This is a genomic window from Pararhodobacter sp., from assembly GCF_034676075.1.
Lineage (GTDB): Bacteria > Pseudomonadota > Alphaproteobacteria > Rhodobacterales > Rhodobacteraceae > Pararhodobacter.
Genome location: NZ_JAUCCQ010000133.1, coordinates 1 through 11,032 on the forward strand (window position 1 = coordinate 1; position 11,032 = coordinate 11,032).

Sequence of the window (11,032 nt, forward strand, 5' to 3'; positions counted from 1 at the left end):
GGGGACCCTCGGGCCCCCTTTGGAAACCCCCGAGGATATTTAGAGAACAAAGATGGAGGGGGTCAGGCGCGCGGCAGCCGGGCTGCCACCAGATCGGCGGCGCGGGCGATGGCGGCCTCGATACTCAGGTCCGAGGTATCGACCAGCACCGCATCGGCGGCCGGTTTCAGGGGGGCGTCGGCGCGGTTCATGTCGCGTTCGTCGCGGGCGATGACCTCGGCCAGGACCTGCGCCTCGTCGCCGCCCAGCTCCAGCCAGCGACGATGGGCGCGGATCTCGGGGCGGGCGGTGACGAAGAGCTTCACTTCGGCGCCCGGGCAGATCACCGTGCCGATATCGCGCCCGTCCAGCACCGCCCCGCCCTCGCGCCGGGCGAAATCCTGCTGGAAGGCGATGAGCGCGGCGCGGACCTCGGGGATCGCGGCGACGCGGCTGGCGGCCTGCCCGGCCTCCAGGCTGCGCAGGTCGTCGCGGGAGAGATCCTCGGCCGTCAGCCCCTGCGCCGCCGCCACCGGATCGCCGCCCTTGGCGCCGACCGCCCGGTAAAGGAGCCCCGTATCCAGATGCGCGAGCCCGAAGCGCCGGGCCAGCGCCTTGCTGATCGTGCCCTTGCCCGCTGCCGCCGGGCCGTCCACTGCCACCGTGAAGATCATGCCTGCCTCCGTTTGGCCCTGCCTAGCGCAGCGCCCGCCCTCTTGAAACCCCCGTCCCGGTGCCGATATCGCAGGAAAGGAGATCCCGATGCCCCGTACGCCCTATTACCGCGGCCCGGTCAGCGACCATTTCGACGGCACGCGCTTTTTCAACCCCGGGGGCGAGGCGCCGCGCGGGCTGCGCGATGTCTGGCGCTGGCAGCGCGAGGGGCAGCGGATGCGTTGGCCCGCGAAGGTGGCGATAACGCCGGTGGTGCCGCCACCGACGGTCGCGGATCTGAGCGTCACCATGGTCGGCCACGCCACGATGCTGATCCAGACCGCGGGGCTGAACCTGCTGACCGATCCCGTCTGGTCCGAGCGCGCCTCGCCCTCGCGGCTGGCGGGGCCGCGACGGGTGGCCGAGCCCGGGATCCGCTTCGAGGATCTGCCGAAGATCGACGCGGTGCTGCTGAGCCACAACCATTACGACCACCTCGACCTTGCGACCCTCAAGCGGCTGAAGGCGCATGATCCCTTGATCATCACCCCCCTCGGCAATGACGCGCTTCTCAAGGGCACCGGCCTCAGGGTCGAGACCGCCGATTGGGGAGAGAGCCGTCAGGTCGGGCCGCTCACCCTCCATCTCGAACCCTGCCACCATTGGTCCGCCCGCGGCATCCGCGACCGCTCCATGGCGCTCTGGGCCGCTTTCGTGATCGAGGGTCCGGCGGGCAAGATCCTGCATATCGGCGATACCGGCTTCGACCAGGGCCGCCCCTACCGCGACCTGCCCGCCCGCCACGGCGCGCTGCGCCTCGCCATCCTGCCGATCGGTGCCTATGAACCGCGCTGGTTCATGAGCCCGCAGCACCAGGACCCGGACGAAGCGCTGCAAGGCTTCCGCCTCTCGGGCGCGGCCTATGGCATCGGCCACCATTGGGGCACCTTCCAGCTGACCGACGAGGGACGCGAGGCCCCGCCCGAGGCGCTCGCCCGGGCCCTGCACACGCACGCCATTCCGGCCGAGCGTTTCCGCGCCCTCGCCCCGGCCGACAGCTGGGCGATCCCGCCCCTCTGATATCTTCGTTCTGCAAATATCCTCAGGGGGTGAGGCCGTCAGGCCGAGGGGGTGGAACGCCCCCTGCGCGGGGCACCCGCGCCGGCGCGAGGGGGCTCGATGCCCCCGAGCGCCGGGTCCCGCTACCCGCGCACCCGCCGCCAGCTGGCCCGGGCCGCCAGCAGCGCGGCCAGCGCGAAGGCCGCGAATTTCGCCAGGGTGAAGGCGCTTGCGCTCTGCACATCGGCCAGATCGACGTAATCCGGCCCCCCTTCCAGCAGCCGCTGGATGAACAGGTTCTCGCCCCAGTCCAGCGCGGTATAGGCCAGCGCAGCGGTGGCGCAGACCATGCCGAAGGCGCCGCGCAGCGGCCGCATCCACCACAGGAACGTCAGCCCCATCAGTGCCGGGAAGATCGTGTCGGCCAGCCGGATCGGCCCCTGATAGAGCGCGTAGCCCGCGGGGCTCAGCGCCCTGAGATAGGCCCGCACCTCGCCCAGGTCATAGCCCGTGATCCGCAGGTCGAAGGGCGGCAGTCCCTGCGCCTCGACCTGCAAAGGCCGGCCGAGCACGACCACCAGATAGAGATAGGACGCCAGCGTCAGAAGCGGCAGCAGCCAGGTCAGCGCGCGCCGCATGGCCTCACCGCCGCTCGATCCGGGCGCCGAGCGCCGCCATCAGCGGCTCGAAGGCCGGGAAGGAAGTGGCGATCGGCCCGCCGTCATCGACCGCCACGGGTTCCTCGGAGACCAGCCCCAGCACCAGGAAGCTCATGGCGATCCGGTGGTCGAGCCGCGTCTCGCAAGTCGCCCCGCCCGGCACGCGGCCGGTGCCGTGGACGATGAGCGTGTCCTCGTCCTCCTCGATCTTCACGCCGCAGGCCTCGAGCCCTCGGGCCATGGCGTCGATCCGGTCGCTTTCCTTGACCCGCAGCTCCTTCACGCCGCGCATCACCGTCACGCCCTGCGCCATCGAGGCCACCACCGACAGCACCGGGAATTCATCGATCATCGAGGCCGCGCGCTCTTCGGGCGTGGTCACGCCCTTCAGCCGCCGCGAATAGCGCACGCGCAGGTCGGCGACCGGCTCGCCGCCCTCTTCGCGCGGGTTCTCGAAGGTGATGTCGGCGCCCATTTCCAAGAGCGTGACATAGAGCCCGTCCCGCGTCGGATTGCGCGAGACGCCGGGCACCAGGATCTCGGACCCCGGGACCAGCAGCGCGGCGCAGACCGGAAAGGCGGCGGAGGAGGGATCGCGCGGCACGGCGACCGATTGTCCGGTGAGTTCCGGCTGACCCTTCAGCGTGATCACCCGGCCTTCCGGGCTTTCCTCGACCGTCACCTCGGCGCCGAAGCCGCGCAGCATCCGCTCGGTATGGTCGCGCGTCGCCTCGGGCTCGATCACCACGGTCTCGCCGGGCGCGTTGAGCCCCGCCAGCAGCACCGCGGATTTCACCTGCGCCGAGGGCATCGGCAGCGTGTAGCGCACCGGCACCGGCTCGGCGGCGCCGACCAGCGTCATCGGCAGCTTGCCGCCCCGCCGCCCCACCGCCCGCGCGCCGAACAGCGCCAGCGGGTCGGTGATCCGCCCCATCGGCCGCTTGTTGAGGCTGGCGTCGCCGGTGAAGGTGGCGGTGATCGGCGTCGTCGCCATGGCGCCCATGATCAGCCGCACGCCGGTACCCGAGTTGCCGCAGTCGATGACCTGCGCGGGCTCGGCGAAGCCGCCGACGCCCACGCCGTTGACGGTCCATTCACCCTCGCCGTGGCGGGTAACGGTGGCGCCGAAGGCCCGCATCGCCGCTGCGGTGTCCAGAACGTCCTGCCCTTCCAGCAGGCCGGTGATCTTCGTCTCGCCGACCGACAGCGCGCCCAGGATCAGCGCCCGGTGGCTGATCGACTTGTCGCCGGGGATCTGGGCCACGCCCGTCAGGGCCGGCGAGCGGCGGGCAATCATCGGGATCGGCGTGGCATGGGCAGACATGGGAACCTCGGGCGGTGATTTCCGCCGGGTGATAGCGCAGCCCTGCCCCTCACACCAGTCCCGCGAGGTGCAGCGCCACGCCCGCCAGCGCGGCCGTCCCGATCAGCAGCCCCGGCCCCGGCCTGAGCCCGAAGGCCGCGACCAGCGCCAGCGCCATCAGCCCCGCCGCCCAGGGATCGAGCGAGGACCAGACCGGCCAGCCCGCGACCGTGTCGCGAAACAGCGCATGGATGCCGAACCACAGCGCCAGATTGGCGATGACGCCGACCACCGCCGCGGTGACCGAGGCCAGCGCGCCGGTCAGCGCCGGGTTGCCCCTCAGCCGCTCGGCATAGGGGGCGCCGGCAAAGATCCAGAGGAAACAGGGCGCGAAAGTGACCCAGGTGGTGACCAGTCCCGCCAGCGTCGCCAGCCAAAGCCCGCCCGCCTGCCAGCCCGCCATGAAGCCCACGAATTGCGTAACCATGATCAGGGGGCCGGGCGTGGTTTCCGCCATCGCCAGCCCGTCCAGCATCTGCGGCGCACTCAACCAGTGGAATTGCTCGACCGCCGCCTGCGCCACCCAGGCCAGCACCGCATAGGCGCCGCCGAAGGTCAGCACCGCCATCTGGCTGAAATAGACCGCGACCTGAGCCAGCACATGCCCCGGCCCCAGCGCGAGCAGCAGCAGCGCGACCGGCCCCAGCCAGAGCGCCGCCCAGACCAGTGCCACCCGCAGGGTCGCGCCCCGGGGCGCCGCGCCGACCGCCACAGCCTCGCCCCGCGCGGTCAGAAAGCCGATCCCCGCCGCGGTCAGAACCACCAGCGGAAAGGGCACGCCGAAGAAAAAGAGCGCGAGGAAGGCGGCACCGGCGATGGCCCAGGCCTGCGGCCCCTTCAGCGCCCGCCGCCCGATCCGCATCAGTGCCTCGGCCACCAGCGCGATGACCGCGGCCTTCAGCCCGAAAAACACCCCGCCGATCCAGCCGACGCCGCCCGCCAGCACATAGACCCAGCTCAGCGCCATGATGGCGAGGATCCCGGGCAGCACGAAAAGCCCGCCCGCCAGGATGCCGCCCCGCCAGCCGCCCCTCAGCCAGCCGACATAGGTGGCGAGCTGCATCGCCTCGGGCCCCGGCAACAGCATGCAGAAATTCAGCGCATGCAGGAACCGCGCCTCGTCGATCCAGCCGCGCCGGTCGACCAGTTCGCGGTGCATGAGCGCGATCTGCCCGGCCGGTCCGCCGAAACTCAGAAGCCCGATCCGGGCCCAGACCCTCAGGTCGCTTTCGGGTCGGTCGCTGTCAGGCGCGTTCATCCTTGGGGGATTCCATGACGACATAGGTGCTGATCGCATTGACCTGCGGCAGGGTGCCGAGGATCTCGGTGTGGAAATGCTTGTAGGCGGCGAGGTCGGCGACCTCGACTCGCAACAGATACTCGATCGTCCCTGTCACATTGTGACACTCGCGCACCTGCGGCGCCCGGGCGATGGCGCGCTCGAAGTCGCTCTGGCTGGCCTTGGTGTGCTGGCTGAGGCCGACGGTGATATAGGCCACGAAACCGCGCCCGGTCTGCGCGGGATCGAGGACCGCGCGGTAGCCCTTGATGACGCCCCGCCGCTCCAGCTCCTGCACCCGCCGCAGACAGGCCGAGGGCGAGAGGCCGACGCGCTCGGCCAGCAGCAGATTGGACAGGCGGCCGTCCCGCGACAGCTCGCGCAATATCTTCTCGTTGAGGAGGTCATGGTCGATCATGGATTGCAAAGATATCGCCAACGGGCGCATTCTTGCAATTCAATTCGGCGGAAGACCGAATATGATTGCGCGCAGACCAACCTCAGACATGATCGCCATGCCCCTGCCCTCGGACCTGCTTGCCGCCCTGATGCTCTATGCTTTCGTCTCGTCGATCACGCCGGGGCCGAACAACCTGATGCTGCTGGCCTCGGGGGTGAATTTCGGCTTTCGCCGGACGCTGCCGCATATGCTGGGGATCGGCGCCGGTTTCACGCTGATGGTGGCGCTGACCGGCTGGGGGCTGGCCGGGCTCTTCGCCCTCTGGCCGCCGCTGCACGGGGTGCTGACGGTTGCCTCGGTCGCCTATCTGCTGTGGCTCGCCTGGAAGATCGCCCATGCCGCGCCGCCTGCCCCGGGCGAGGCCGCCGGGCGGCCCTTCGGCTTCTGGCAGGCGGCCGGGTTCCAATGGGTCAATCCCAAAGCCTGGAGCATGGCGCTGACCGCGAGCACGCTCTACCTGCCGCCCGCAGGCGGGAACGCCGCGATCCTCGCCCTGGCGCTGGTCTTCGGCGCCATCAACCTGCCCTGCGTCTCGACCTGGGCGGCGATGGGGAGCCTGCTGCGCGGCTGGCTGGCCGATGCGAGGCGGCTGCGGCTGTTCAACGGGGCGATGGCGGCGCTGCTGGTGGCGACGCTCTGGCCGGTGATCCGGGGATGAGCCCCCCTCGCCAGCGCCGCGAAATCGGGTAAGGTCGGGGCATGCCCGCCGATACGATCCTTGCCCTGCTGATCTTCGCCTTCGTCGCCTCGGCGACGCCGGGGCCGAACAACGTCATGCTGCTGAGTTCGGGCGTCAATTTCGGCGTGGCGCGGACGGTGCCGCACATGGCCGGGGTGACGCTGGGCTTCGCGCTGATGATCGCGCTTGTGGGCTTCGGGGTGGCCGGGCTCTTCACCGCCTGGCCCGAGGCACGGCTGGTGCTGACGGTGATCTCGGTCGGGTATCTGCTGTGGCTGGCCTGGAAGATCGCCACTGCCGCCCCGCCGTCCGACTCGGTCAAGGCCGGGGCGCGGCCGCTGACCTTCCTGCAGGCGGCGGGGTTCCAATGGGTCAATCCCAAGGGCTGGACCGCGGCGCTGACCGCCAATGCGCTCTATGCGCCGGGGGCGGACCTGCCCTCGGTCCTGATGGTGGCGGGGGCGTTCCTCGTGGTTTCGGTGCCCTCGGTGCTGATCTGGACGGTGATGGGCCGCGGGTTGCGGCGGTTCCTGGCGGACCGGCGGCGGCTGAGGATCTTCAACACGGTGATGGCGGTCACGCTGGTGGCGACGCTCTATCCGGTGTTGTTCGGGTAAGGAGCTGCACCGTCAGCGTCCCGCCCCCGAGGCGTCGCCAGCCCGGAATCAAGCCGCAGGCGCCGGGCAAGCGCCGGCCCGTCCCCACGGGCTGGCGCTTTGGCTGCGGCCCGAGCCGAACCAATCTTCAGCGGATGTGGCTAGATAAAGTGCTTTGCACCAGCGTTGCTGCGCCATCCCCCGGGCCGGCGCTTGCCCGGCGCCTGCCTGCGGGGGGTGGTCTGGTAGGATGGGCAATATTGCCCATCCTACGGCATCCTCACGCCGGGATCATGCCCTTGGCGCGGGCGATCTCGGTCATCCGGGCCTGAAGTTTCTCGAACGCCCGGACCTCGATCTGCCGGATCCGCTCGCGCGAGACGCCGTATTTCGTGCTCAGATCCTCCAGCGTCACCGGCGGTTCGGCCAGCCGACGCTCGGTCAGCACGTCGCGCTCGCGCTCGTTCAGCACATCCATCGCTTCCATCAGCATCTGCTGACGCGCCTCGAATTCGTCGCGCTCGGCATAGGCCCCGGCCTGGTCGGCATCCTCATCCTCGAGCCAGTCCTGCCAGGATGACGACCCCTCGTCGCCGCCCACCGTCACGTTGAGCGAGGCATCGGACCCCGCCAGACGGCGGTTCATGTCGACGACCTCATCCTCGGAAACCGACAGATCCTCGGCCAGCCGCTTGACATTCTCGGGCCGCAGATCGCCCTCCTCGATGGCGCCGATCCGGGCCTTGGCCTTGCGCAGGTTGAAGAACAGCTTCTTCTGCGCCGAGGTCGTGCCCAGCTTCACCATCGACCAGGACCGCAGGATGTACTCCTGGATCGAGGCGCGGATCCACCACATAGCATAGGTCGCCAGGCGGAAGCCCTTCTCGGGATCGAAGCGCTTCACCGCCTGCATCAGGCCCACGTTCGCCTCCGAGATCACCTCGGCCTGCGGCAGGCCATAGCCGCGGTAGCCCATGGCGATCTTGGCCGCGAGCCGCAGGTGGCTGGTCACCAGCTTGTGCGCGGCGCCGGTGTCCTGATGGTCCACCCAGCGCTTGGCCAGCATGTATTCCTCCTCGGGCTCCAGCATGGGGAAGCGCCGGATCTCTTGCAGATACCGGTTCAGGCCCTGTTCGGGGCTGGGGGCGGGAAGACTGGCGTAATCGCTCACCGGGTGTTCTCTCCTTTCAGGTGCTACGAAACTCTTACGCAGCAGCGACGGTTTTCCGTCGTTTTGTCGATCTAGGCACGGGTCAACGGCGATTCAAGCGCCCCGGTTCCCCGGTAGGACCCGTCACAACACCGGGCTGACGATGCCCGCAGCATTGTAAAGCAATCGCTTGGGCAGGCTCCAGCCCGAGACGTCATCCCCCGAGACCTGCCTGCTCTGTACCAGATAGACCTGCTGACGCTCGCGGATCAAGCCGCAGGTCGGCGCGTCGGCGATCAGCATCACATTCTCGAAATTCAGCTCGAAACTGCGCCGGTCGAGGTTGGCCGACCCGATCATCGCCAGCCCGCCGTCCACCGTCAGGGTCTTGGCGTGCAAGAGTCCCGGCTGGAATTCATGGATCGCCACCCCGGCCCTGAGAAGCCCGGCATAGGTCGAGCGGCTGGCCCAGGCCACCATCCGCGAATCGTTGCGCGCGGGCAGGATCAGGGTGACCGAAACGCCGCGCAGGGCGGTGGCGCGGAGCGCCTCGTCCAGCCCCTGCGTCGGCACGAAATAGGGGGTGGAGATCACCACCTCGCGCTCGGCCGCCGCCAGAAGCAGCGCCACCATGTCCGGCACCGCGTTGGCCGAGAGATCGGGCCCGGTGCCCACCGCCAGCGCCGGGAAGCCCTCCGGGGCGGCAGCCGGAGCCACAGCCAGCGCGCCCAAGATGTCATCGCCCCCCTGCGCCATCCAGTCGGCCGCAAACAGCGCCTGCATCTGCCAGGCGACGGGCCCTTCGAGCCGCAGCATGATATCGACCCAGGGCGCGAAACGGGCCTTGGGCAGGAAGGCGGGATCGGCGCAATTCTGGCTGCCGCACCAGGCGATGCGCCCGTCGATGACAAAGATCTTGCGGTGGTTGCGGATGTCGATCCGGCCCAGGAGCAGCCGCGCCGCCGCCCAGCTGGTATCGAAGGCGATGCCGGTCCGGACACCTGCCGCCGTCATCGCCGCCCAGGCCGCGCTTTTCAGCACCCCGCGCGAGCCGAGCCCATCGACCATCGCCCGGCAGGTCACGCCCCGTGCCGCTGCCCGGGCCAGCGCCGCCATCAGCGCCCGGCCGTTGCGATCGTCGAGCCAGATATAGACCAGAATATGCACGCTCTCGCGCGCCGCGTCGATATCGGCAACGATCCCGGCGATGGCGGCATCCGAATCCGCCGCCAGCTCCGCCCGGTTGCCGCCGACCGGCGAAAAGCCGTTGACCGCCGCCCCGCGACCGAAGGCCGCCCGGGCGGGCGCCGGCAACAGGGCCGCGCCCTGCCCCGGCACCGCCACCGGCAGCGCCTGCCGGACCTCGCGCATCCGCGCCACCCGGCGGCGGCCGGGGCTGACCTCGCCCAGCATCAGGTAAAGCGCGATCCCGGCGGCCGGAAGGCCGAGGATCACCAGCACCCAGGCCACGCGGGAGGCGGGCTCGCGGTCCGGCCGGGTCAGCGCCCGTACCATGACCCCGATCTGCAACGCGTAATGCAGGGTCAGCGTGAGGCCGACCCAGGCGCCGGTCTCCATCGTCCTGCCCGGCCTCAGACCAGAGCGAAGACGCCCTCGCGCACCAGACGGCGCAGCATCACCGCCTGCCCCGCCTCGTCGAGGTCGCCCGCCAGTTCGCCCACCGTGACCTGATCGCGCCGCATCGCGTCGCGCAGGCTTTCCTCCACATGGGCGGGGAAGGCGATCTCGGTGCCGTAGACGCCCAGCACCACCTCCTCTCCCACCACACCGATGGCGTAGATGAGGTCCGGCCGCCGCGCCAGCACGACCCCGGGCTGCACGGCGCCTGCCTCGAAGGTCTGGAACAATTGCCCCGGCACCACCGGCACCCGGCGGCTGCGGAAATCATGGGCGTAGTAATCGAGGGTGCGGTCCGGCTCGATCCGCTCGGCGGCGCGGGCCAGCAGCTCGCGGAACACCTGCCGCGCCTCGGTCCGGTCGAAACCGTCATTGGCATGGCCCGGCGGGATCGCCCGGCGGAAGGCCGGATCGACCAGCGCCAGCTGGTTGACCGCATCGACGATGAGGTCGATCCAGCGCGGCGTCAGCAGGCCGGTGGTGATGTGCAGCGACAATTCCTCGGTCGCGCGGGCATCATGGACGACGCCGCGCGGCACGTAGCACATGTCACCGGGATGCAGCGTGAAGGTGTCGATCAGCGCGCCGGCCTTGAAGCCCTCGGGCTGGAAGGCCTGGCTGCGCAGCGGCAGCTCCAAGTCCGAGCTTTCGTAGATGTTCCATTCCTTCGAGCCCGCCACCTGCAGCACGAAGACATCGTGGCTGTCGTAATGGGTCTTGAACCCCTGCGAGCCCTCGGGCGTGAAATAGATGTTGGTCTGCAGATCGACGTTGAACACCGTCTCCATCGACCGGCAATAGGCCGCCAGCGCCGCCACGCGCTTTTGCAACCCGGGCAGCACGATGGTCGCGCCTTCGTCGAAGAGCCGCGCCACCCGCACCGGGTCGATGAAGCCCGTCGGCGTCTGGAATTCCTCGGCCGGGATCCCCTTGCCGGTGCGCACCATCTGCATTTCTTCGCCCGGGATCATTTGCTGCGTCAGCACCCGGTCAATTTCCGCCACCGACAAAAGGCTAGCGAAATAATCGGGATTATCGCGGCGAATGACGAGGTGTTTCTTTTCGAAATAGTCGACAAAAAAGCTTTGCGGCGTGAGGGGCGCAATGACGCTCGCAAAATCAACCGGAGCGGGTGAATCCTGATTATCTTTCATGAAAAACTCCCTTTTTTTGGGCATCCGGCAGGGTTTCCTTGACCCGAAACGGAACCTGTCCCTACGCTTTCTCACTTAGTCACGAACGGGAGGTCGTGTGCAATGGCCGACGAGTCGAAAAAACCCCGCAAGACATTAAGTGATGACGAGATCCGAACCGGCAGCGCCCTGGGACGGCGCTCCGTGCTGCTGGGGGCCGCGGCGGGTGTCGCGACCCTGGCCCAGACCAAGATGGCAGGCGCGCAAACCGGCCTCACCGATTCCGACAGCGGCGCCAGCGCCGACCCCGCCGGGAACGGCCGTGGCAGCGGCGGGCGCTCGGGCCTGACCGATTCCGACAGCGGCGCGAGTGCCGACCCGGC

General features: G+C 69.4%; 12 protein-coding genes. 4 read left to right on the forward strand and 8 right to left on the reverse strand.

The window, feature by feature from the left end; genetic code table 11:
* Positions 1–62: 62 nt before the first annotated feature.
* Complete coding sequence (locus tag VDQ18_RS20440) at positions 63–653, reverse strand: d(CMP) kinase (protein WP_323022733.1); 591 nt, start codon at positions 651–653, stop codon at positions 63–65.
* An 88-nt stretch (positions 654–741) separates the two neighbouring features.
* Between VDQ18_RS20440 and VDQ18_RS20445 the strand changes: the two genes are divergently transcribed.
* Positions 742–1,713 carry an MBL fold metallo-hydrolase gene (locus VDQ18_RS20445; protein WP_323022734.1) on the forward strand — a complete coding sequence of 324 codons (972 nt, stop codon included), beginning with the start codon at positions 742–744 and terminating at the stop codon, positions 1,711–1,713.
* A gap of 122 nt (positions 1,714–1,835) precedes the next feature.
* Here the strand turns inward: VDQ18_RS20445 and VDQ18_RS20450 are convergent, their stop codons facing one another.
* Genes VDQ18_RS20450 through VDQ18_RS20465 form a run of 4 tightly spaced genes read right to left on the reverse strand, consistent with a single transcriptional unit; the run spans position 1,836 to position 5,411 of the window.
* Positions 1,836–2,330, reverse strand: a complete 495-nt coding sequence (locus VDQ18_RS20450; protein WP_323022735.1) for a hypothetical protein — start codon at positions 2,328–2,330, stop codon at positions 1,836–1,838.
* 4 nt (positions 2,331–2,334) lie between these two features.
* Positions 2,335–3,675 carry a 3-phosphoshikimate 1-carboxyvinyltransferase gene (gene aroA, locus VDQ18_RS20455; protein WP_323022736.1) on the reverse strand — a complete coding sequence of 447 codons (1,341 nt, stop codon included), beginning with the start codon at positions 3,673–3,675 and terminating at the stop codon, positions 2,335–2,337.
* Positions 3,676–3,724: 49 nt separating this feature from the next.
* The gene (gene chrA, locus VDQ18_RS20460; protein WP_323022737.1) at positions 3,725–4,972 is read right to left on the reverse strand and encodes a chromate efflux transporter; all 1,248 of its coding nucleotides are present in this window, start codon (positions 4,970–4,972) and stop codon (positions 3,725–3,727) included.
* On the reverse strand, positions 4,959–5,411 hold the full coding sequence (locus tag VDQ18_RS20465) for an Lrp/AsnC family transcriptional regulator (protein WP_323022738.1): 453 nt from the start codon (positions 5,409–5,411) through the stop codon (positions 4,959–4,961). Before VDQ18_RS20465 ends, chrA begins: the two co-directional genes overlap by 14 nt.
* A gap of 103 nt (positions 5,412–5,514) precedes the next feature.
* On the opposite strand from VDQ18_RS20465, the gene VDQ18_RS20470 reads away from it, so the two are divergent.
* Both VDQ18_RS20470 and VDQ18_RS20475 read left to right on the forward strand, forming a co-directional pair.
* The gene (locus VDQ18_RS20470) at positions 5,515–6,111 is read left to right on the forward strand and encodes a LysE family translocator (protein WP_416235134.1); all 597 of its coding nucleotides are present in this window, start codon (positions 5,515–5,517) and stop codon (positions 6,109–6,111) included.
* Positions 6,112–6,152: 41 nt separating this feature from the next.
* Entirely contained in the window at positions 6,153–6,749 is a 597-nt protein-coding gene (locus VDQ18_RS20475; protein WP_323022740.1) for a LysE family translocator, read from the forward strand.
* Between the two features lie 259 nt (positions 6,750–7,008).
* On the opposite strand, the gene rpoH is transcribed toward VDQ18_RS20475, so the two are convergent.
* The 3 genes from rpoH to VDQ18_RS20490 all read right to left on the reverse strand — a co-directional run bounded on the left by rpoH (position 7,009) and on the right by VDQ18_RS20490 (position 10,502).
* Positions 7,009–7,899 (reverse strand): RNA polymerase sigma factor RpoH, encoded by an 891-nt coding sequence (rpoH, locus tag VDQ18_RS20480; protein WP_323022741.1) that lies wholly within the window; start codon positions 7,897–7,899, stop codon positions 7,009–7,011.
* Between the two features lie 123 nt (positions 7,900–8,022).
* Positions 8,023–9,456 carry a phospholipase D-like domain-containing protein gene (locus VDQ18_RS20485; RefSeq protein ID WP_323022742.1) on the reverse strand — a complete coding sequence of 478 codons (1,434 nt, stop codon included), beginning with the start codon at positions 9,454–9,456 and terminating at the stop codon, positions 8,023–8,025.
* 14 nt (positions 9,457–9,470) lie between these two features.
* Entirely contained in the window at positions 9,471–10,502 is a 1,032-nt protein-coding gene (locus VDQ18_RS20490) for a cupin domain-containing protein (protein WP_323022743.1), read from the reverse strand.
* A 270-nt stretch (positions 10,503–10,772) separates the two neighbouring features.
* On the opposite strand from VDQ18_RS20490, the gene VDQ18_RS20495 reads away from it, so the two are divergent.
* On the forward strand, positions 10,773–11,032 hold a 260-nt coding region (locus VDQ18_RS20495), incomplete at its 3' end, for a hypothetical protein (RefSeq protein ID WP_323022744.1).

Bases quoted from the DNA above. Each gene is read 5' to 3' on its own strand.
- VDQ18_RS20440 (WP_323022733.1), bottom strand. From the start codon at position 653: ATGATCTTCACGGTGGCAGTGGACGGCCCGGCGGCAGCGGGCAAGGGC.
- VDQ18_RS20445 (WP_323022734.1), top strand. From the start codon at position 742: ATGCCCCGTACGCCCTATTACCGCGGCCCGGTCAGCGACCATTTCGAC.
- VDQ18_RS20450 (WP_323022735.1), bottom strand. From the start codon at position 2,330: ATGCGGCGCGCGCTGACCTGGCTGCTGCCGCTTCTGACGCTGGCGTCC.
- aroA (WP_323022736.1), bottom strand. From the start codon at position 3,675: ATGTCTGCCCATGCCACGCCGATCCCGATGATTGCCCGCCGCTCGCCG.
- chrA (WP_323022737.1), bottom strand. From the start codon at position 4,972: ATGAACGCGCCTGACAGCGACCGACCCGAAAGCGACCTGAGGGTCTGG.
- VDQ18_RS20465 (WP_323022738.1), bottom strand. From the start codon at position 5,411: ATGATCGACCATGACCTCCTCAACGAGAAGATATTGCGCGAGCTGTCG.
- VDQ18_RS20475 (WP_323022740.1), top strand. From the start codon at position 6,153: ATGCCCGCCGATACGATCCTTGCCCTGCTGATCTTCGCCTTCGTCGCC.
- VDQ18_RS20485 (WP_323022742.1), bottom strand. From the start codon at position 9,456: ATGGAGACCGGCGCCTGGGTCGGCCTCACGCTGACCCTGCATTACGCG.